Source organism: Acinetobacter sp. 3657 (genome assembly GCF_031456775.1).
In the GTDB taxonomy this organism is placed as follows: domain Bacteria; phylum Pseudomonadota; class Gammaproteobacteria; order Pseudomonadales; family Moraxellaceae; genus Acinetobacter.
In genome coordinates this window covers 15,746-37,497 of record NZ_JAVDVH010000011.1, presented here as the reverse complement: position 1 = coordinate 37,497, position 21,752 = coordinate 15,746, and the positions used below count along the sequence as shown (strand labels likewise).

16 protein-coding genes are annotated in these 21,752 nt (G+C 40.8%); 6 read left to right on the top strand and 10 right to left on the bottom strand.

Features of this window, described 5'->3' with window-relative positions; translation table 11 throughout:
- Positions 1–50 precede the first annotated feature (50 nt).
- Together J2Y37_RS12165 and J2Y37_RS12160 are read right to left on the bottom strand one after the other, a co-directional pair.
- Positions 51–2,465: a catecholate siderophore receptor Fiu gene (locus J2Y37_RS12165; protein ID WP_349032990.1), complete on the bottom strand. Its 2,415-nt coding sequence runs from the start codon at positions 2,463–2,465 to the stop codon at positions 51–53.
- A gap of 497 nt (positions 2,466–2,962) precedes the next feature.
- Positions 2,963–5,152 (bottom strand): TonB-dependent receptor, encoded by a 2,190-nt coding sequence (locus J2Y37_RS12160; protein ID WP_349032989.1) that lies wholly within the window; start codon positions 5,150–5,152, stop codon positions 2,963–2,965.
- A gap of 265 nt (positions 5,153–5,417) precedes the next feature.
- Here J2Y37_RS12160 and tig point away from each other — a divergent pair, with 265 nt between their 5' ends.
- The 4 genes from tig to J2Y37_RS12140 all read left to right on the top strand — a co-directional run bounded on the left by tig (position 5,418) and on the right by J2Y37_RS12140 (position 9,780).
- The gene (tig, locus tag J2Y37_RS12155) at positions 5,418–6,749 is read left to right on the top strand and encodes a trigger factor (RefSeq protein WP_004672898.1); all 1,332 of its coding nucleotides are present in this window, start codon (positions 5,418–5,420) and stop codon (positions 6,747–6,749) included.
- A 206-nt stretch (positions 6,750–6,955) separates the two neighbouring features.
- The gene (clpP, locus tag J2Y37_RS12150; RefSeq protein ID WP_004672895.1) at positions 6,956–7,561 is read left to right on the top strand and encodes an ATP-dependent Clp endopeptidase proteolytic subunit ClpP; all 606 of its coding nucleotides are present in this window, start codon (positions 6,956–6,958) and stop codon (positions 7,559–7,561) included.
- A 30-nt stretch (positions 7,562–7,591) separates the two neighbouring features.
- On the top strand, positions 7,592–8,902 hold the full coding sequence (gene clpX, locus J2Y37_RS12145) for an ATP-dependent protease ATP-binding subunit ClpX (protein WP_004672894.1): 1,311 nt from the start codon (positions 7,592–7,594) through the stop codon (positions 8,900–8,902).
- 161 nt (positions 8,903–9,063) lie between these two features.
- Positions 9,064–9,780 (top strand): DUF2846 domain-containing protein, encoded by a 717-nt coding sequence (locus tag J2Y37_RS12140; protein ID WP_004672892.1) that lies wholly within the window; start codon positions 9,064–9,066, stop codon positions 9,778–9,780.
- A gap of 28 nt (positions 9,781–9,808) precedes the next feature.
- Here J2Y37_RS12140 and J2Y37_RS12135 read toward each other — a convergent pair whose 3' ends face one another.
- From J2Y37_RS12135 to J2Y37_RS12120, 4 genes are all read right to left on the bottom strand, one after another.
- On the bottom strand, positions 9,809–10,312 hold the full coding sequence (locus tag J2Y37_RS12135) for a hypothetical protein (RefSeq protein ID WP_349032988.1): 504 nt from the start codon (positions 10,310–10,312) through the stop codon (positions 9,809–9,811).
- A complete protein-coding gene (locus J2Y37_RS12130) occupies positions 10,309–10,857 on the bottom strand; it encodes a hypothetical protein (protein ID WP_349032987.1) in 549 nt (182 codons plus the stop codon). The genes J2Y37_RS12135 and J2Y37_RS12130 overlap by 4 nt, the downstream gene beginning before the upstream one ends.
- A 92-nt stretch (positions 10,858–10,949) precedes the next feature.
- Complete coding sequence (locus J2Y37_RS12125; protein WP_349032986.1) at positions 10,950–12,473, bottom strand: fumarate hydratase; 1,524 nt, start codon at positions 12,471–12,473, stop codon at positions 10,950–10,952.
- A gap of 206 nt (positions 12,474–12,679) precedes the next feature.
- Positions 12,680–13,540 (bottom strand): AraC family transcriptional regulator, encoded by an 861-nt coding sequence (locus tag J2Y37_RS12120; protein WP_349032985.1) that lies wholly within the window; start codon positions 13,538–13,540, stop codon positions 12,680–12,682.
- Between the two features lie 176 nt (positions 13,541–13,716).
- Here J2Y37_RS12120 and J2Y37_RS12115 point away from each other — a divergent pair, with 176 nt between their 5' ends.
- Together J2Y37_RS12115 and J2Y37_RS12110 are read left to right on the top strand one after the other, a co-directional pair.
- The gene (locus J2Y37_RS12115; RefSeq protein ID WP_349032984.1) at positions 13,717–14,622 is read left to right on the top strand and encodes a DMT family transporter; all 906 of its coding nucleotides are present in this window, start codon (positions 13,717–13,719) and stop codon (positions 14,620–14,622) included.
- A gap of 24 nt (positions 14,623–14,646) precedes the next feature.
- Positions 14,647–15,252 (top strand): class I SAM-dependent methyltransferase, encoded by a 606-nt coding sequence (locus J2Y37_RS12110; protein ID WP_349032983.1) that lies wholly within the window; start codon positions 14,647–14,649, stop codon positions 15,250–15,252.
- A gap of 106 nt (positions 15,253–15,358) precedes the next feature.
- On the opposite strand, the gene J2Y37_RS12105 is transcribed toward J2Y37_RS12110, so the two are convergent.
- From J2Y37_RS12105 to J2Y37_RS12090, 4 genes are all read right to left on the bottom strand, one after another.
- Entirely contained in the window at positions 15,359–16,666 is a 1,308-nt protein-coding gene (locus tag J2Y37_RS12105) for an MFS transporter (RefSeq protein WP_349032982.1), read from the bottom strand.
- An 18-nt stretch (positions 16,667–16,684) separates the two neighbouring features.
- A complete protein-coding gene (pta, locus tag J2Y37_RS12100) occupies positions 16,685–18,823 on the bottom strand; it encodes a phosphate acetyltransferase (RefSeq protein ID WP_349032981.1) in 2,139 nt (712 codons plus the stop codon).
- Between the two features lie 27 nt (positions 18,824–18,850).
- Entirely contained in the window at positions 18,851–20,026 is a 1,176-nt protein-coding gene (locus J2Y37_RS12095; RefSeq protein WP_349032980.1) for an acetate kinase, read from the bottom strand.
- Between the two features lie 288 nt (positions 20,027–20,314).
- A complete protein-coding gene (locus tag J2Y37_RS12090) occupies positions 20,315–21,580 on the bottom strand; it encodes a glutamate-5-semialdehyde dehydrogenase (protein ID WP_004672880.1) in 1,266 nt (421 codons plus the stop codon).
- Positions 21,581–21,752: the final 172 nt, after the last annotated feature.

The following is a 21,752-nucleotide window of genomic DNA, read 5'->3' as shown; positions in this document are numbered from 1 at the left end:
TTCTGGCAGGCTGATAGCATCTATTCAATGTGAAGATTCAACTCAATCATTTAGAACTTATAGTTAAAGGTTAATGCCGCTGAACGAGGTTGACCTAAAGCAAAACGGCTACCACCATTGTTTAATGCACTGATATATTCTTTGTCAGCAAGGTTATAAACATTGAGGTTTACAGAGGCATTTTTGTTAATGCTATAACCTGCCATTGCATCGAATACCACATAAGATGGGACTTTTGGCATGTTTGCTGGGGCTGGATTGTCTGTAATCACACGCTTTTGCTCATCGACATAACGTGCACCTAGACCAACTTTAAAGCCTGCAATGTCATAAGTCGTCCATAAAGAAGCGGTCCAGTCAGGAGACCAACGTACAGAATCAGTGGTTGTAACTGTTGTTACGCCAGTTGTTGTATTGGTACTTACGCTTTGCTGATCTTTCTGCTTGGTTTTCATGTGAGCAACGCCCGCAGAAATGTTCCACGCATCGGTAATTTGACCAACGACACCCAGTTCTACACCTTCAACTTTGGTTTTTCCTTCTTGCAGCGACTCAAGCGTAATCGGGTCTTGCGTAAACTGATTTTCATTTTCAGTGCGATATACCGCTGCAGTTAACGCCAATGTGTTTTTCAACACATCCCATTTACTACCGATTTCGTAGTGATGTGTTTCTTGAGGTTTACCACGAGGATTGTTTGCGGCTTGAGTTCCTGATGTTGCATCAGATAGGTTGAAGTTTGCGCTTCCTGGTGGCGTGAGTGATTTGGCATAAGATGCATAAACACTGCTATTTTCTGTTGGCTTGAATAAGCTACCCAGTTTCCAACTGACTAATGTGTCATGTGCTTTTAAATCAGTTGGTGTTTCTACGCCTGTTGACGCTATAGAGAGCGCATCATAAGTTGTATGATAGTAATCTACACGAACTCCACCATTAAACTGTAAGCGGTTATCCAATAATTTAATGGTGTCAAATAAATATGCAGCGGCTGTTTGAGTTTCGCCATCACTATAAGCCCCTGTGTAAACCAGTTTTGGCATGACATCATGACGATTTGGATTGTATAAATTTGCAGGTGGCGTGGTTATAGTCGTTTGCCCTGGTATTTGGGTAGCTAAGGTACGAGAAATTTGCTGCTCTTGCAGAAACTCTAAACCCGCAACGAGGTCATGCTCGACTGCACCTGTTTTAAAGTTAAAGCTTAATACTGAAAGATTAGCCAAGATTTTATTTTCTTGATCTACACCTTGATGTGAACGTGCAATTGTCCAAGTATCTTTATTGTTTAGATCAAATGTACCGTAATTAAAATTATAGGTATATGTATTATCAGGGTTTACAGTAAGATCAACAGATGGAGCATTAATTGCATTAATTCCAGTTAATGCTCGTTTCATATGAGTTTTACCAAATCTAGATATGTTGGTAAATTTAATATTTTCACCAAAGTCACTTTCAATTTTGGCTGATATCATGTCTGAGCTAATATCTTCATAATCATTAGCGTTGCCATAGTAGTTGCTACGGTTAACTTCAGGCGCTTTGCGTAACGCACTATTAATTTTTTGAGCGTCTGCTGAATTGTTAATATCATTGCGAATTTTAGTTTCAAGTGCTCTATTTTTAGTATTTGTATAGTTAGATGAATAACCATAATAGAAACCATCCATTCCAATTGTGGGAATACCACCGTCAGGGATGTTGTTTTGACGAATGTGTTGTGAATATAAGTAAAAACGGGTATCTGTGTTCAAACCAAATACAATAGAGGGAGCCACAGCCCAACCATTGTTCTCAACCACATCACGACCTTCAACGCCACCGTCTTGGCCCATAGCGTTGAAGCGAATCGCTACACTTTCATTGATCGCTTGGTTGATATCCGCAGTCAAACGTGCATTTTCAGCCGTGTTATAACGTGCAGAAACTTCACTGCTATTTTCAGCTTTTGGTAATTTAGTGACTAAATTGATATAACCAGATGCAGAGCCACGACCCGCTTCAGCACCTGATGGGCCTTTTACCACTTCGATTTGTTCTAGGTTAAATACGTCACGGCTGACCGCACCAAGATCACGGACACCATCAACATAGGTTGAAGTTTGGGTAGAGAAACCACGCATTTGGAATGTGTCACCTGCGCTGGTATTACCATTTTCACCCATTTGCAGCGTGATTCCTGGGGTATTACGCAATGCTTCAATGAGTGAAGAGGCACCTTGTTCTTGTAAGAGTTCTTTTTTGATGACTTGTATGGTTTGTGGCGTATCAACTAATGGTTGGGTGTATTTTGGCGAACTTATGGCTTCGGCTTTGTAGCTGTTTTCAGCTTTCACTTCAATTGTTGGAAGTTTAGTCACATTTTCCTGTGGTGTAGCTGCGTGTGCAGTCAAAGGAAGGCTTGCAGCAAGTGCAACTAACTGTGTAGTACCAAGGTGTTTACGACTTTTAATTTTTGCCATTGAGAGAAACCCCGAAATTGAAGTGGTGAATGACCGAACTCGCAACTTTGTGAAACTTTTACAAATAATGCGGTAAAAGTGAATGAATTGTTAAACTATGTAACAATGTGTGCGAAGTCTAATGATAATTATTATCGTTATCAATGTCTTTATTTGTTCTCGTTTCTGTATGTGTTATTAAGGTTTTGATATTTATGCTTATATTTTTAAATTGATATTAACGATGCATTGTGCTGTATATTTTTATAATAATGATTGGTGAAAATAGGTTATTGTTTTTATTTAACATTATTATTTTATATCTATGATATAGGGGTGGAGTCTATACGCGGTTGAATAAGTAGTATATTTCTATAATGGGGTTCAAATAAGTGTGTAAGTGATAAAATCTATGTTGATTGGAAACTTTTAGCCAATAAAAACCACCTGCAAGTTGAGTTTTACATTCAATTTGCAGGTGGGAAGATTAGGAGCGAGAGCTGATTTTTTTATTGAGTTTAGAAATCATACGAAAAAGATAACCAGTAATTTCTACTCGGGATGTAGGTTCCTGAAATAGCTGCTCCAAATGCCAAGTAGTCATAGACTTGTTTTTCAGAACCATCGATAGACGTGTACGATTGGTGACTAGTAAAATCTTTATCAAGTAAATTATTTATAGCACCATTGATACGAATATTTTTGGTTACTTGATAGCTAGTACCTAAGTTAAATAAGTTGTAGCCTTTTAATTTGTTACCAGTTAATCGATATTCTGTTGCTGCATCGGTGCCAGCATTTGGCGTTGATGAACTACGAACACGGCTAGATTTATATTCATGTTGTAGCCACAAGTCTAGTTGAGGATTAATATGCCATGTTGATGTCGCACTAAATGCATTTTTAGGTGTGTTCTCTAGAGGATTTCCTTTATTTGTCCCTTTGGTGATCTCTGAGTCCATATAGGTATATGCAGTTTTTAATGTCCATTCAGGAATGATATTGTAAGTTAAGCTAACCTCAGCGCCCTGCGACTTTGCTTCATCTGTGTTGATTTGTTGTGAGAACTCTTGCATCCCTGTGATGTGTGATCCGTAACTTACACAGTTGGGTTTATTGAGATTCGGTTGATTTCCATTAGCATCCGTATAATGACAGTTGGCTAGCGCGGGGCCAGACGCAAATTTATCTTTGAACTGTGTGTAGAATAACGTTGTGGTTAAGTCGAAATTACCAATATCATAATTTGCGCTAAGTTCATAATTCGTCGTTGTTTCAGGCTTTAAATTTGGAGAGCCAATACTAAAAGAGGCACCTTGGCCACTTACGCTAGTGATTCCGTTATGTAAGGTTTTTGCTGAAGGTGCTTTATAGCCAGTGCTGATCCCACCTTTTAATGTTAGTTCTGGTGAAGCATTCCATACTAAATAACTGCGAGGGCTAAAATGTCCGCCAAAACCATCATGATCTTCATATCGACCACCTAAAGTAAAGATAAGGTTGTCGGTAATAGTCCATGCATCTTCTAAATAAACAGAAAATGCTTTGGCTGAAAATTCAGCTCCAATACCCGCAATATCATCAGCAATCGTTTCATCACGGTATTCAAGTCCAGCCGTTACTAGATGTGCTCCTATTGGAGCAACAAAGTGAGTATCGGCAATAATGTCTGTATTCTTTAGCGTTCGATCATTGCCAGAATGTGCTTGGTTGGGAAAAGTGCCTGACGGGATTGTGCGTCCTTGTGTTTCGGTTGTGTTATGGCTGATATAGCTACGCCATGTCCCTAGATCATAGTTTCCGTCATGCCCAACTGAGAATTGAGTTCGATTGAATTCGAGTTCTGGGCGATATCCACTTGCTCTTGTTGGGGTATCTAAAGTGCCTAAGCGATTGTCATCATTTTTATAGGTTTGGCTAGAGTGGAATGCATCTAACCAAACTGAATTTTGATCATTAATATTTAATGAGAGTTTTGAGCCTACATCAAAGTTGTCTGCTTTATATGGTCGAGGGTCTCGTCCAGTACCATTAGGGACAACACGTTCAGAACCTTTTCTATCTAAGTAACTGCCACGTAATTGTAATCCAAGAATATTATTGATAAGAGGACCATTTAGGGCAAAGTTAACTTTGCTCGAATCAGCTTCTTTGTTGTGCTCCATAAGGTTGCCACTTAAAGTGACATTGCCAGCCCACGTGTCAGTGACCTTTTTTGTAATAATGTTAATGACTCCGCCCATAGCATCACTACCATAACGAGTAGCCATGGGACCTCGGATGACTTCAATTCGTTCAATAGAGGAAATTGGTGGTAGGAAACCTGTTGCTGTTTCACCAAAACCATTCGGCGTTACGTCAGAGGAGGTCGTTTGTCGACGTCCATCAATTAATATTAGTGTGTAATTAGAACCCATTCCACGTATTGATATATTCAGATTGCTTGTTTTACCAACACCATTACGAATATCAACACCAGGTATATCTGATAATAATTCAGCGATATTGCTGGCATTTTTCTTCTCAATATCATCTTTCGTAACTACGCTAATACTTGCCGGCGCATTTTTAATATCTTGCTCATAACCTGCTGCGGAAACCACGATTGTTGATAACTGGTGCGTTGCTGGTTCATTGTTGGCATATGTAGCGCTAGATGCAAGAGCGAGTAACGCAGCGGAGAGAGGGTGAGGGTTGAAACTTGCCATAACTGAAATATCCCTAAATAAAAACACAAATCACGCGAATGATAAATATTAAAAATGCTGTAATGATAATGATAAAACTTATCATTAACAACAAAAAGAAACATTGTTTTAAGTTTTATTTAAGAAAGCTGTTAAATTGGCGTTAATTAAAGAAAAAAATGAAAGTAAGTGACTTTTTCATCATCTAATTTTGTATATCTGAAAAGTTGTCATATAATGTGGCACTTTAAAAAATTGTTATTACTAACTATATATCGAGGAAGCCATGCAAGTAACGACTGAAGCGGTTTCGGGCGTTGCCCGTCGTTTAAATGTTTCTGTACCGACGAGCCGTGTTAACGAGCAGTTTGAAGCTCGCTTACAGCGCACTGCCAAAACTGTGAAGATCAACGGCTTCCGTCCAGGTAAAGTGCCTTTAAATGTAGTACGCCGTGAATATGGTGCGGGCATTTATCAAGAAGTTGTGAATGACATCATTCGTGACACCGTGTTTGAAGCGATTCAACAAGAAAAAATCAATGCTGTCGGTATGCCGAACATTGAAAAAGTTGAAAACAAAGACGATGCTTTAGTTTATGAAGCAACTGTTGAAGTTTATCCAGAAGTAGAAGTAAAAGCTTTTGCTGACTTGGAAGTTGAACGTAAATCATCTGAAATCAACGATAAAGACGTTGATACGATGATCGAAAACTTGCAAAAACAACGTCAAACTTGGGCTGTAACCAAAGGTATGGCGAAGAAAGACATGCAAGTGACTTTCGACTTTGAAGGTACTGTTGATGGCGAGAAGTTCGAAGGCGGTACGGCTGAAGACTTTAAACTGGTACTTGGTTCAGGTCGTATGATCCCAGGTTTCGAAGATGGTATCGTTGGCATGAAAGCAGGCGAAGAGAAAGTGATTGATGTTACTTTCCCAGAAGATTATCAAGCTGAAAACTTGGCTGGTAAAGCTGCTCAATTCAAAATCACAGTGAAGCAAGTTGAAAAACCAAAGCTTCCTGAAATTGATGCTGAATTCTTACAGATTTTTGGTGTGACTGAAGAAGAAGGCTTAGAAAAGTTAAAAGCTGATGTTCGCAAGAATATGGATCGTGAAGTTCGTAACGGTCTTCGCAACCAAATTAAACAAGCTGCATTTGATGCGCTTGTTGCTGCAAACGAAATCGAAGTGCCAGCTTCTATGGTTGCTCAAGAAATTGACCGTCAACGTCAACAAATGATCCAACAGTTTACGCAACAGTTTGGTGCTCAAGGCGCGCAATCATTTGATAGCAGCATGCTTCCTGATGAGTTGTTCAAAGAACAAGCTGAAAAATCAGTTAAACTTGGTGTGTTGGTTAGCAAAGTAATGGCTGATGCGAAACTTGAAGTTGATCAAGCGCGTGTAGAAGCTTATATCGATGACATGGCTTCTTCTTATGAAGATCCAACTGAAGTTATTGAATACTTTAAAACTGACAAACAGCAACGTGCTCAAATCGAAGCTGTGGTTTTAGAAGACCAAGTAGTTGATCATATTTTAGCTGCTGCTAAAGTAAATGAAGTTGCTGTAAGCTATGAAGACTTACTGAAAGAGCAACAAGCTCGCCGTGGCTAATCTTTCAAAAGTTGAGAAGAAAGGCGCGTAAGCGCCTTTTTTTATCTGTCTTTGTCTATGTTATGAAAGTGTTAATTTGTTAAAAAATTGCCAGATTTTAGTCTAAATAATCGAATATTTCAGATTGAACCTTTTGCAATTTCATCGATTATCCCTCATATTGTTGGCATAGATCGTGTCACAATAATTTAGGAATAAGTAAACGTATGTATGTTCCAACAATTGATAATGCTTTAGTTCCTGTAGTCGTCGAGCAGTCATCTCGTGGTGAGCGCTCATTTGATATTTTTTCACGTCTCCTACGCGAGCGTGTCATTTTCTTGACGGGTGAAGTGGAAGACAACATGGCCAACTTAATCGTTGCGCAAATGTTGTTTTTAGAAGCTGAAAATCCTGAAAAAGATATTCATCTATATATCAACTCACCTGGCGGATCTGTCACTGCGGGTATGGCGATTTATGACACCATGCAGTTTATCAAACCTGATGTGGTGACTTACTGTATGGGTCAAGCTGCGTCGATGGGTGCATTCCTGTTAAATGCGGGTGCCAAAGGCAAGCGTTACTGTCTTGAAAATGCGCGTGTGATGATTCACCAACCTTTAGGTGGTTTCCGTGGTCAAGCGTCAGATATTGAGATTCATGCACGTGAAATACTCTTTATCAAAGAACGCCTGAACCGTTTAATGGCCGAGCATAGTGGTCAAGACTATGAAACAGTTGCGCGTGATACAGATCGTGATAATTTCATGACTGCCAATGCCGCTAAAGAATATGGTTTAGTTGATCAAGTATTAAGTAAGCGCCCGTAATTTTCTAAAGATTCAAGAATTGGAGTAAATATGTCCGAACATCCTCAAGGACAAAAACATTGTTCATTTTGCGGTAAAACGCAGTCTGAAGTCGGGAAACTGATTGCAGGTGAGGACGCATATATTTGTAATGAGTGTGTGGATGTCTGCTTGGACTTGGTACAAACCAGTCAACAGGTCGAAGCTGGGGATTGGGCAAGCAAAGCATTGCCTAAGCCACATGAAATACGTGCTGCCTTAGATCAGTATGTTATTGGACAAGATATTGCAAAGAAAACCTTATCTGTAGCGGTGTATAACCATTATAAACGCTTGAAAGTGGGGCAGTCTGGTCATACCGATCAAGAAGTTGAAATTGCAAAAAGTAATATTTTGCTGATCGGACCAACAGGTTCGGGTAAAACTTTACTTGCGCAAACACTTGCTCGTTTACTCGATGTTCCTTTTGCTATGGCAGATGCGACGACACTCACCGAAGCTGGCTATGTCGGTGAAGATGTAGAAAACATTGTGCAGAAGTTATTGCAAAAAGCAGATTATGATGTAGAGAAAGCCCAAAAAGGTATTATCTACATTGATGAAATCGATAAGATTACGCGTAAATCTGAAAATCCGTCTATTACTCGTGATGTATCGGGTGAAGGTGTACAACAAGCATTACTGAAAATGATTGAAGGGACTGTTGCTTCTATTCCGCCTCAAGGTGGTCGTAAGCATCCTCAGCAAGAATTTATCCAAATTGATACTGCCAATATTTTGTTTATTTGTGGCGGTGCTTTTTCAGGCTTGGAAAAAATCGTCCAACAACGTCAAGAAAAGGGCGGTATTGGTTTCACGGCTGATGTGAAGAATAAAGATGATCGGAAGAAAGTATCAGAATTATTCCGTCAGGTGGAAGCAAATGACCTTGTGAAGTTTGGGTTGATTCCTGAGTTTATTGGTCGTTTGCCTGTGATCGCAACTTTAGAGGAACTGGATGAGGATGCACTTATGCAGATTCTGACAGAACCTAAAAATGCGTTAACACGTCAATACCAACATTTGTTCACGATGGAAGATGTAGACTTAGTCTTTGATGAGTCTGCATTACGCGCTGTGGCGAAAAAAGCACTTGAGCGTAATACAGGCGCGCGTGGTCTACGTTCTATTTTAGAAAATGTACTGCTCGAAACCATGTATGATTTGCCAAGTCGTACAGATGTGGGTACTGTGATTGTTGATGAAGCTGTGATTAATGGTACAGCCAAACCGACATTTAAAGCAGAACGTTTACCGCAAGTGACGAAGTCTGAAGTCAGTGAAAAGAAGGATTTAAAAGTGATAGATTCTAAATCGGCTTAACGCCACAGATCTATCGTTTATCTAAAAAAGCATGAAAGGCCTCGCTTTTCATGCTTTTTTTATTTGCAATTGGGCATTGAGGTGTTAATCTTAAAAATTGAAAAAACCGCATAGTGTTGCGCAGTTAAAAATAAATCCAAGAAAACGCCTTGAGGGATGTCATGCGTTATTTAATATTGTCATTATGTTGTGCAGGGGTATTGGCTGGCTGTCAAAGTCATAAGGCAGTTGAACAGAATCCAACAGCACTGACCGCAACGCTACCACCTGTTGATACTGAAAAAGAACCCGGTTTATTTGATCAATATCACGTCGGTGGCTTCACTGTAGGTGGTTGGGTCAATCAAAAGTTAGGGCAACATTTCTCACCGATTAAGCCACAAAATCAACAAGCAGCGGTGGTCTATCTCTATCGTCCAGATACACGATGGAATCGTCAGGAAATCGCTGCCGCAAACTTATTTATCAATGGACATCGTATTCCAAGTTTGTTGCACAATCATTATTATTGGCTAGAATTACCCGCAGGCACTTACAGATTAAGCGTGAGCCGTCCTTTGGTTGGATTACATTTCCAAAAACCGAAATACATCGATTTTAGTGTTGATGCTGAGCAAACTTATTTCATTAAATATGATGAAGAAAATAAGATTTCTCGAAGTGAGCCGAGTGGTCCATTTATGCCAACGCCTGAAAAAGTCGCTCGTCAAGAAATTGCATTTACACGCTTAAAATCATCAAGCTATAATTTTGTGGCACAGGATGAATCTGGCAAGATTCGTTCTAAACCTCAAGAGCTAAAACCTGAAAAATATGATGCAAAATCAGAAGTACATTTGGTCAAACCATTTAAGCTGTGGAATCCTTTGACTTGGTAAAATAGTGAGCAGGCATTAGCCTGCTTTTTTATTTAGGAGTCAACGTTTTTAGCAGTTCGAGCACCTGCTGCTCAGTTTGTGCAGATTTTGTACTCTGTTCAGGGCTATAATCATTTTTCTGATCTTCATCTATAATGTTTAAAACCTGTTTTAAATAGGCTTGATAGAGCGGATGTTCAGAATAATGTAATAATGCGACCAAGTCTTCTTCTTCATAAAAATTGACATAGAATTGGGTGAAAAAACGCTGATAATAGTCACTAAAATCTTGGCTACGCATTTCTTGTTTAAAGCGCTGAGCAATATCTTTTTGATAAAGTAAGCGATCTTTACGTAGATCTGCTTCAGGAATGATTTGAACTATAGCTTGGCTATAACGTGTTGCAATATTATCATTTTGATAATATTGAATGGTTTGATCGAACAAACTCGCTTTTAATACCGCTTGAGCCGTTTCTTGGGTGGCAGGTAATGCAAGACTGCCTGTGCTATAAAATGCTGTACATATCATAAGCAAAAAATTAAATTTCATTGTGCTTGCTCCCTATTTATTGGTGGGAAAACATCTCGAAATAAGGTGATTATAAAGTCCTTTTCCGCTAAATATCGTTCTAAAACATAGGGGAGGTGTAGTGCAAGTGCAGTTCCCATAAGATTGTTTTTTTCAACCAATTGTTGCCCTTGTTCTGTTTGAAAAATTTCAATTTGATGTTTTAAACTTTCTTCTGAGTAATAGCGTTGTGCTTTTTCAAAGGCATGTTGATAGATGTATTCAGGTGAGCGAAAATTACTATCTTGTAAATATAATGCTGCAATTTGTTCAGCCACGAGCTGTTGTTTAGGCGTTAGTAAACGTGGATCTAAGTCAGGCGCTTGGACTTGATATAAGACACGTTTATAGGCAAGATTTTGATAATAGGCTTTGCGAATTTCATAAAGTTGTTGTGAAATTTCACGTTGATGGATGGTTTGAAAATATTTTTCAATGGTCTCAGCTGTAGGAGGACTTGCCCATGCTGAATTTAGGCTACTCAGACAGCAACCTAAAATGAGTGTAAGGATAAATTTTTTAGACATATCTAGACGTTATGATGATTATTTTGTTTTAGTCTATCCTAAAGTACACAAAGGAGCATCTCTTGATACTCCTTTGTGGGACAAATATTCAATTAAGCTGTTGCATCAACCACTGGGATTTTTCCAATTTTTGCTTGCCAGATTTTTGGTGCAGTTGCGTGGATCGATGTGCCATTTACATCAACGGCGACAGAAACAGGCATATCTTCAACCACAAACTTATAGATCGCTTCCATACCTAAGTCAGCAAATGCAACCACTTCAGCTTCACGTACCGCTTTCGATACGAGATACGCTGCACCACCAACGGCCATCAAGTAAGTTGCTTGATTGTCTTTGATCGCTTCAATCGCAGCAGGACCACGGTCCGCTTTTCCGATCATACCGAACAAGCCCGTTGCTTCTAGCACTTGGCGAGTAAACTTGTCCATACGAGTTGCGGTTGTTGGACCAGCAGGGCCAACCACTTCATCACCGACTGGATCGACTGGACCCACGTAGTAAATAAACTTACCTTTTAAATCAACAGGCAGTTCTTCACCATTGTTCAACATGTCAACCATGCGCTTGTGAGCAGCATCACGACCTGTATAAATCGTACCGTTTAACAATAAAGTATCGCCTGGTTTCCAAGCATTCATCTCTTCTTGGGTAATGGTATCGAGATTTACACGTGTTGATTTTGAAGAATCCCAAGTGACAGCAGGATAGTCTTCAAGTTTCGGTGCTTGAATGTGTGCAACACCAGTACCATCAAGTTGGAAGTGCGCGTGACGTGTTGCCGCACAGTTCGGAATCATACCGACTGGCTTACCTGCAGCGTGGCATGGATAGTCTTTGATTTTAATATCAAGAACTGTGGTCAAACCACCAAGACCTTGTGCACCAATACCAAGTGCATTCACTTTCTCGAAGATCTCTATACGGAGTTCTTCCATCTTGTTTTGTGGACCACGACGAAGTAATTCGTCCATGTTGATTTCTTCCATGAGCGCTTCTTTTGCAAGCATCATGGCTTTTTCAGCAGTACCACCGATACCGATACCGAGCATACCCGGTGGACACCAGCCTGCACCCATGGTTGGGACTGTTTTAAGGACCCAATCTACGATGGAATCAGATGGGTTGAGCATGGCAAGTTTTGATTTGTTTTCTGAACCGCCACCTTTCGCAGCAACGGTAATATCCACTTTGTTACCCGGTACGAGTTTGTAGTGGATCACAGCAGGGGTGTTGTCTTTAGTATTCTTACGACCAAAAGCAGGATCAGCCAAAACAGAGGCACGGAGAACGTTTGAGTTCTCTAAGTAACCTTGGCGTACACCTTCATTGATCGCATCATCTAAGCTTATGCTTAAATCAAATTTAACGTCTAAACCCACTTCAAGGAAAACATTGACAATCCCTGTATCTTGACAGATTGGTCGATGGCCTTCAGCACACATACGTGAGTTGATGAGGATCTGGGCAATTGCATCTTTTGCAGCTTGGTTTTCTTCACGATCATAAGCACGGCTCATCGCTTGGATGAAGTCTTGTGGGTGATAGTAAGAAATAAACTGTAAGGCATCCTTGATTGATGTAATCAAGTCATCTTGTTTGATGATCGTTGTCATATCAAATTTCTCTTGAGCGGGCGATTAGCTGGCGGGCTAAATTATATGACAAAAAGTCTCCATTGTGGGAGTTTTAGCGCGCATTTGGCTAAAGGTCGAAAGATGTGAGTTTCAGTTTCTTGCTAAATCTCTTATGTTCTCCCGATGGGGAAACGCAAAGCGGCTCAATCATCATGAACATCGTTTATTGGCAATATAAATTGACCTTATTTCATTCTCATTTTAGAGGGAGAGTAGCCGAAATATTTCTTAAAGCGATTACTAAAATGACTACTTGAACTAAACCCATATTGCGCAGAAATTTCGGTGAGATTTAAGCGGGTGGTCTGTAGGGCTTGATGCGCCAGTTCTAGGCGACGTTGCATCACATATTGATGCGGTGGCATCTGCATGGATTGTTTAAACATATGTGCAAAATGATATTCACTGAGTTGCGTTTGTTGCGCCAAATCAGACAGTGTGAGGCTGAGATACAAATGCTGATCGATCCATTCTAAAAGTTGCCTTAGCACATATGGTGATAAACCTCCTTTTACCACAGGTACTTGCCATTGTGTGTGGCTATAATTTTTAATGAGATGGTTGAGTAATAGCGTGGTTGCGGTGCTCATTTGTAAATGGTTTTCGTGATTATCCCATGCTCCGTTGAGTAGAAAATGTCGGTAAATCATTGAGATGTGTGGGTCGGATACAAACACTTGTGGGTTGAGCGTGATTTGACTCGGTTCACGATCCCAGACTTGTTCAGCCACGCGTTGTAAATGCTGTTGAGTATAATAAAGATGCACGAACGTGAGTGAATCACGCAGATCCCATGTTGAGTCAAAATCTTGGGGCATGAGACACATACGATCTGGCCCGCCTCCATTGTGCCAACCTTGTGCTGTTTTTTGATAGCTTTGATAGCCACCTTGAATATACATACTTAAAGTATGGTGGTTGCTACAGACGTTGACCCGATCTTGGTTGTTTTGCCACATCGCCAATTGCATACCCGAACCCAGTTCTACCGAGTCGAGTAATTGCGCTTTATATTGTTGTAATTGATCTAGAATCTGATATTTCATCTTCTACTCAAAGCTTTAGATATGTGACTAGTGTAGCGATTTTTAATACATAATGGTCATCGATGCAAGAGAAGAAATAGAAAACCGCAAGTTGGTGATAGTGAACGCAAGATGATGCAAGCTATCGAGATCTCAGACCAAGCAAAATAGTGTAAATGATTTTTGGTTTATAAAATATGAATGCGCTGTTATATGCTTCGGTTGTGGTGATCTGGGGAACCACATGGATTGCGATTAGTCTACAGCAACAAAGTGGTATCACCGCTAATGTCGCCGTGTTCTGGCGTTTCTTTATTTCTGCGATGATATTATTTGTTTTTGTCATCGTGAGTAGAAAACTGCAAAAGCTGAATCGCACAGATCACTTGTTCTGTTTATTACAAGGTTTATGTGTTTTTGGCTTGAACTTCGTTTGTTTTTACTATGCAGTGCAATATATCAGCAGTGGCTTAGAAGCTGTTATATTTTCTATGGCGATGATTTTTAATGTCATCAACGCCAAACTGTTCTTCGCTCAACAGGTCTCAGCACGTTTTTATCCCGCAGCTTTGTTAGGCTTACTCGGTATCATTGCTCTATTTTGGCATGATGTGATCGGAGCTGACTTAAATCGTAATACCCTGATAGGGATTGCGCTGTGTGTGTTGGGCACTTATGGTTTCTCTCTGGGGAATATGATCAGTACTCGGCATCAAAAGCAAGGTTTGGATATCTTCACCACCAATGCTTATGGCATGCTCTATGGTGCGATATTAATGGCATTGATTTCGGGCTTTAAGCAAGATAACTTCTTCCCAAGTATGCAGTTGAGCGCAATCACAGCTTTACTCTATTTAGCAGTGTTTGGCTCTGTGATTGGATTTACCGCCTATTTTTATTTGGTTGGAAGGATAGGAGCAGGAAAAGCGGCATATAGTACATTGCTATTTCCTTTGGTAGCTATGGTCATATCAACGATATGGGAAGGTTATCAATGGCATATCAATGCCGTGATTGGCGTGATTTTGATTCTATGTGGCAATGCGATTTTCTTTATTAAAGGCCCACGGACAAACGTGTTGCCTACTTCAAAGCAGGCTTAGCTCAGGCTGAACGGGAGTGTAGTGATGCAAGCAGATTTGGCAAAAAACATTATTGATATTTATAAAAAACATGGTCGTGCGTGGACCGAGCGTCGAGGCAATCATTTATATGAAAAAACATGGTTAGATCAATTTCTTGCTTTGATTCCAGTCAATTCTCATCTTTTGGATTTGGGTTGCGGCTCTGCCAAACCCATCGCGGCATACTTGATTGAACATGGGCATCAGATCACAGGGGTAGATGCCTCAGATGCAATGATTGAAATGGCGCAATCAAGTTTTCCTGAGCAGAGATGGATACAGCAAGATTTTCGTCATTTTAACGTTGATCAGAAATTTCAGGGGATTTTGGCTTGGGATAGTTTTTTTCATCTCACACACGATGATCAAAGAAAAATGTTTGCATCTTTTGCGCATCATGCCAGAACGGGAACAGTTTTAATGTTTACCAGTGGACCTGCACATGGTGAGGCAATCGGCGAGATGTTTGGTGAGCCGTTGTACCATGCCAGTTTAGCCGCTGATGAATATCGTACTTTATTGGAAAGATATGGATTTGAAGTGATCAGGATGGTGGCGGAAGATCCTGAGTGTGCAGGGCATACGGTTTGGTTGGCACGATTTATCTAAAGAAAAACAGCTGTTTATTGAGATAAATAGCTGTTTTAGTCAAAGCGGTAATTTGGGTTTGGTGATGTTATTCTGCTTGGATCGCCGTTAACGCAATATCATTGATCTAAGTCATACTGATATCTTTAGAAAATGCCTTCGGGTAGATACGCGAATAAGCACCATGAATTTCATTATCAGGTAAAGATAATACCTGACGGAGATTTACGCTCAGAAAGGAGAGTAATGATGCGATAACCAGAATGAGGCTGAGTAAAATCAATGTCGCATATATACCAAAAGCAGTGATGAAAATACCTGAAACAACAACACCTAGCGGGTTTGCGACACCTGTACCAAATGTCGATGATGCACTGATTCTATTAAGAAAATGATGTGGTACTGCTGCGCTGCGCATAAAACCAGTATTGGTGACGGCGACCATTAACCCACAACCCGCTAGGCACATACCAAAACACATCACGCTAAAATAGCCGAAGTGAAAAACGGATAAAACTTGGCACATCAGTGCAGATATAAAAATGCCTAGGCTTAAAGCTAAATACCCAGAATACGTGGTTGTTGCTCGACCAAAGAAAGAGTTGGCGAGTGTGCCAATTTTTGTTGCACCAAGAAACATGCCGATTGCAAAAAATGTTTCAGCTATTCCAAATAACCACGGACTTTTACTGTAATTTTGATAAAAGTAAGCGGGTAGAACCACGCTGAAAAAAGGAAATAGCCCGAAATTTATGAAGAAAGTGATTTTAATTAAACTGATTTCAGGTGGGAGTTGTTTGATTGCAGAAAACCCGCTGTACCATTTAGGACGTTTGGGGATGGAATTTTCTTCTGAAGCGACATTTGAGTATTTGGCGAAATTCAATAAGATGATGGATAGAATAATCAGTCCCACACTACACCAAATCGTATTGTGCGCGCCGATGAGGGAAATTAATCCTGTGCCAATCATGGGTGAGCAAAAAGTTACAATCGTCATTGCTGCTGATCGCCATTGAATCGCACTGGAAAGTTGTTCTTTGCTAACTTGAAATGGAACAATACTGCTTTGCAATGGTTCACGAATACCAATGGCTAAACCACCTAAAATCTGGCAAATAAAAAGTACAATTGCTAAATATATCTGCATGGTCGCAAGGAATGCGATGACGATTGCTGAGATTAGACTCATCCAATAACACAAAGAAATCAGTCGTTTTTTATTATAGGTATCACCGAGTGATCCAAATAGTCCCCGCGCTAAGAGATCTGCTGCTGTGCCTATAGCAACAAAAACGACAAATGAGGTTGCATGGTGAGTTATCGAAAGAACCCACCATGCAAGGGCTAAATGTATACATCTTGAAGCAATGCTATTCAGAATTGCAGAAAATTGGACAAAATAAAAACTTCTTCCAAAGGAGCATTGAGTCAAGCTTGTTTTACTCCTCGGCTAAGCTACTTCATGCGCTGCTTGAATCGCCGTTAACGCAATGGTAAACACGATATCATCGACCAAAGCACCACGAGACAAATCATTAACTGGTTTATTCAAGCCTTGCAGCATCGGGCCGACACTGACCACATTGGCAGCACGTTGCACCGCTTTATAGGTAGTGTTGCCCGTATTTAAATCAGGGAAAATAAACACATTGGCACGCCCTGCCACTTGTGAGTCAGGCGCTTTTTGACGGCCCACACTTTCAACTGAAGCCGCATCATATTGGAGTGGTCCATCAATCAGTAAGTCTGGTCGACGTTGTTGCGCTATTTCAGTGGCTTGACGAACTTTGTCTACATCAGCGCCAGTGCCAGAGGTTCCAGTTGAATAGCTAATCATGGCAATTCTTGGATCAATCCCAAACGCTTTGGCAGAGTCGGCAGATTGAATCGCAATTTCAGCCAGTTGTTCTGCCGTTGGGTCGGGATTGATCGCACAGTCACCATAAACAAAGACTTCATCTGGTAACAGCATAAAGAAGATGGATGATACCAGTGAATAGTTCGGCGCAGCTTTGATTAACTGAAATGCAGGGCGAACCGTATTCGCCGTGGTATGAATCGCACCTGAAACCAAACCATCCACTTCATCCAATGCCAACATCATCGTGCCGAGTACAACTGTGTCTTGGAGTTGGGCGATTGCTTGGAGTGCATCCAATTTTCCTTTACGTAACTCGACCATTGGTTCGATATATTGCTCTCGAATGCTATCAGGATCGATGATTTGCAAATCTTCTGGAAGTTGAATTCCGCGTGCTTTCGCAACTTCTGCCACCGATTCTGGTTTAGCCAATAACACACACTGTGCAATACCACGTGCCTGACAAATGGCAGCTGCTTGGACGGTACGAGGTTCGTCACCTTCAGGTAAAACAATACGTTTTTTGGCTGCAATGGATTTTTGCACTAACTCATAACGGAAGGCGGAAGGAGATAGGCGTGGATGCAAATTATGTTGCGTATGTTGATCAAGCCATTGGCTATCAATATGACTGGAAACAAATCGCGTGACTTGTTCCGCTCGTTCGGTATCATCAATTGGAATTTCATTACCAAAACGGCTGAGCTTTTTCAGTGCCTCTAATGTCGTAAGTGGGGTATGTAAAACAGGTAAACCTTGTTTAATCGCACTTTGACAGAATTCTAATACATTTTCAGAGGGTGGGGATTTTTCGGTGAGTACTAAACCCGCCAATGGTGTGCCGTTACTACTAGCAAGGCTTGCAGCAAGCAAAGTATCGGTACGTTGCGACGCGCTAATAATAAGCTCGCCTGCAACAAATTTGTGTAATTCAGATTCAATGTTGGACGCAATTAAACTGGTATGCAGTATGCGGCGATGTTTGGCGTCACCTTGATGTAACCATGTGCCGTTGATGATTTCAGCAATGTCTAAACTTCGTGGCACGCTGAGAATGTTACTAAAAGGAACTAAGCCGATAATAGGCAATGCTTCTGTGCCGATAAAACGATTGTAGTGTTGAAGTTCTAAGGAAAAATCAGCTATTTTTTGATCTAAGCGTAAACTTGGATCAAGTGTGACTGGGATGGCTGCTGTGCTTTCAGGCAGTCCTTTGGTACGCATAAATAATACGCCCGTTGTTCGTGTCGATGCTGCGCCGCCGAATTGACGTAAGTGGGCATCTATTCGTTCTGCCGTTTTGCGTGGATCAGCTAAATCTGCGGTACTGACCAACACCACTTGAGCATCAAATGCTTGCGCTAATGCGGCATTGACTTCGATGGCGAAGTGATCTTGTCCATTTGGCACAAGACCTTCCACAATAATCACATCATGATCAGCCGCAATTTGGCGATGCAATGCAACGGCTTCTTCCAACAACTCATCGGTTTCACCGAGTGCGATGAGTTGGGTTAAACGATCATAGGTTATAGGCTCTACAGCATGATGCTGGAATAAATGACGATATAAAGTTGTAGTGCGATCAACGGTTACATCTGCGATTTGAGAAAATGGTTTTAAGAAACCCGCATTGATCCCTTTACAGTCCAGTGCGTAAATCATGCCTAAACAAGCAGAGGTTAAACCGACACCTTCACCTGTGGGAATAAGTAAAATCGTATTCATAATGACCTTAATTTTTTATTGAGTAGGTTAAACAGTTTGTTCAAGCACTTGGCGCGTTTCTTTGGCAATACGACCTTCTTCATCTGTTGGAATCACCCAGATTTGTGGGCCTGTACCTTGGTCAATACGGCCTTCGCTACCTCGCGCTAAGCTATTATTTTTCTCTTGACTAAATTGCAGACCAAAGTGTGATAAATACGCTAAAGTCTTTTCACGCACATCGGTAGAATTTTCACCAATACCACCAGTAAAAATTAAACCATCTAAACGAGGGAGGGCGCAACTTAACGCAGATAAAGATTTTGCGAGTCGATAACAAAAGACTTCGATCGCGAGTATTGCACCTTCATGACCATTTTCAGATGCTTCAACTAACGTGCGCATGTCATTGGATAAACCCGACAAGCCCAATAAGCCACTGTCTTTATTAAGCATACTGTCAATTTTTTGGATATCCCAGCCTAAATTGTTGGATAAAAATAAAGGAAGGCTTGGATCAACATCACCACTACGGGTACCCATCACGACACCTTCAAGTGGGGTCATACCCATCGAAGTGTCAAGGCTCTGTCCATTCCAAACCGCACAGGTCGAGCTGCCATTGCCTAAGTGAGCACTGAGCCAACCGCCTTGGTTCTTCTGACCTGCTAACTCACTGGCGCGTTCTGTCACATAAGCATGACTAGTACCATGGAAGCCATAACGACGAACTTGGTGCTGATCATATAAAAATTGTGGTAAGGCATAGCGATAGGCGCGTTCAGGCATAGTTTGATGGAATGCCGTATCAAAGACAGCCACTTGAGGGAGTTGTGGAAATAACGCCATGGTTGCCTCAATCCCAATCAAATTTGCGGGATTGTGCAAAGGTGCAAGTGGAATTGCGTCACGAATGCGATCAATCGTTTGTTGGGTTAATTGCTCAGCATGGGTCATATTGCCACCATGCACCACACGATGCCCAATGGCTTGAGGATTGTAGTTGGATAAACGTGAGAGCAGGGTTTCTAAAGCTTTGGCATGATCTGCATACGGAATCGAGAGTTCAAGTGCTTCGCCACCAAGCGTGATACCTTTAATCCGAGCATCGGCTGCACCCAAGTTTTCTGCTAGACCATAAATGCGATCTTCGCGGCGTTCTGAGATAAGCGCATATTTAATAGATGATGAACCACAGTTTATTACCAGTACAGATATCGCCACGTTTGACCACCTAACAAATTCTAATTTTATGATGAGAGCTTGGTTTGACTGCGTTTTATAAGCAGCAACAAGCGCTATGTTTTAGCATGTGGTGTTGCATTGGCAAAATAGACTTTAGCCTATACAACTGTTTTATAAATCAACTTATTTAGTATAGTTTGTAAATAACAGGTTCTTTTGATTAATCTGTTGGTTTTCGCCGTATTTTTGTATGAAAATATATAAAAACACGATAAAGATCAATTTAATGCGCTTTATCGTGTCGGGGTTTAAATGAGATAGTTTAAGTTATTGGCGGATTTGACCATCTCCAAAAACGATCCATTTCTGAGAAGTTAAGCCCTCTAAACCAACTGGGCCACGCGCATGAATTTTATCGGTAGAAATGCCGATTTCCGCACCTAATCCATATTCAAAACCATCAGCAAAACGTGTTGAAGCATTGATCATTACAGAACTTGAATCAACTCGTGCCAAGAACTCACGTGCCAAACTAAAGTTTTCCGTAATAATCGCATCGGTATGATGAGAGCCGTACTTATTGATATGCTCAATCGCCTCATTCATTCCGGTTACAACTTTAATTGCAAGGATTGGACCTAAGTATTCTGTATACCAATCTTCCTCAGTCGCTGTTTTAACCGATATACCCAAAATACGTTGTGTTTCAGGGCATCCGCGCAGTTCAACTTGCTTCTCAGCATAGAGTTCTGCGATACGCGGTAAAAACTCCTCAGCAATTGCTTCATCTACCAATAACGTTTCCATGGCATTACAAACACCGTAACGATGCGTTTTAGCATTCAGTGCGATAGGCAAAGCTTTTTGTAGATCTGCTTGAGCTTCAACAAAAACATGGCAGTTACCATCTAAATGTTTAATTACTGGAATACGTGCTTCTTGACTGATACGTTCGATCAGGCTTTTTCCACCACGCGGTATAATCACATCGACAAATTCAGTCATCGTGATCAAATGACCGACTGCTGCGCGATCAGGGGTATCAATGACTTGAACGGCGTGTTCAGGCAAACCAGATATTTGTAGGCCGTGTTGGATTGCAAGAGCAATCGCTTTGTTTGATTCCAATGCTTCTGATCCACCACGTAAAATGATGGCATTACCAGATTTTAATGCCAATGATGCAGCTTCAAGAGTCACATTGGGTCTTGATTCATAAATCATCCCAACGACACCAAGCGGAACACGCATTTTACCCAACTGAATACCAGATGGACGATAGGCGAGATCTGTAATTTCCCCAATCGGGTCAATGAGGCCGATTACATCTTTTAAGCCTTGTAGCATTCCTTTAAAACGCGCAGGGGTCAGCTCTAAACGATCAAGCAACGCATTGTCTAATTGGCGTTGACGTCCGTTATTCATGTCAATCTGATTGGCTGCCAAAATTTGCGCTTGATTGTTTTCTAAAGCGGTATAAATTGCAGACAAAGCATGGTTTTTCAAATGAGTTGGCGCACTCATTAAAATACTTGACGCTTGGCGCGCCTGAGTACCTACCTGTTGCATATAGTTTTGAATTGAGTCTTGCATAGCATTTTGATGATTGCATGTATTTATAAAGATAGTAACAGTCAAATGCCGAACAATGAATAGGCGGAACTGACAATTCAAAAAAATTACAAATTGTTAATTGGCGCAATTTTTTTTATTTTTATGCGATAAATATACAGAATATCAGGATATGAATACATATTTTGCAAAA

Bases quoted from the DNA above. Each gene is read 5' to 3' on its own strand.
- pta (WP_349032981.1), bottom strand. From the start codon at position 18,823: ATGAATACGATTTTACTTATTCCCACAGGTGAAGGTGTCGGTTTAACC.
- clpP (WP_004672895.1), top strand. From the start codon at position 6,956: ATGTATGTTCCAACAATTGATAATGCTTTAGTTCCTGTAGTCGTCGAG.
- clpX (WP_004672894.1), top strand. From the start codon at position 7,592: ATGTCCGAACATCCTCAAGGACAAAAACATTGTTCATTTTGCGGTAAA.
- J2Y37_RS12090 (WP_004672880.1), bottom strand. From the start codon at position 21,580: ATGCAAGACTCAATTCAAAACTATATGCAACAGGTAGGTACTCAGGCG.
- J2Y37_RS12125 (WP_349032986.1), bottom strand. From the start codon at position 12,473: ATGACAACGATCATCAAACAAGATGACTTGATTACATCAATCAAGGAT.
- J2Y37_RS12130 (WP_349032987.1), bottom strand. From the start codon at position 10,857: ATGTCTAAAAAATTTATCCTTACACTCATTTTAGGTTGCTGTCTGAGT.
- J2Y37_RS12115 (WP_349032984.1), top strand. From the start codon at position 13,717: ATGAATGCGCTGTTATATGCTTCGGTTGTGGTGATCTGGGGAACCACA.
- J2Y37_RS12120 (WP_349032985.1), bottom strand. From the start codon at position 13,540: ATGAAATATCAGATTCTAGATCAATTACAACAATATAAAGCGCAATTA.
- J2Y37_RS12160 (WP_349032989.1), bottom strand. From the start codon at position 5,152: ATGGCAAGTTTCAACCCTCACCCTCTCTCCGCTGCGTTACTCGCTCTT.
- J2Y37_RS12165 (WP_349032990.1), bottom strand. From the start codon at position 2,465: ATGGCAAAAATTAAAAGTCGTAAACACCTTGGTACTACACAGTTAGTT.
- J2Y37_RS12110 (WP_349032983.1), top strand. From the start codon at position 14,647: ATGCAAGCAGATTTGGCAAAAAACATTATTGATATTTATAAAAAACAT.
- tig (WP_004672898.1), top strand. From the start codon at position 5,418: ATGCAAGTAACGACTGAAGCGGTTTCGGGCGTTGCCCGTCGTTTAAAT.
- J2Y37_RS12135 (WP_349032988.1), bottom strand. From the start codon at position 10,312: ATGAAATTTAATTTTTTGCTTATGATATGTACAGCATTTTATAGCACA.
- J2Y37_RS12140 (WP_004672892.1), top strand. From the start codon at position 9,064: ATGCGTTATTTAATATTGTCATTATGTTGTGCAGGGGTATTGGCTGGC.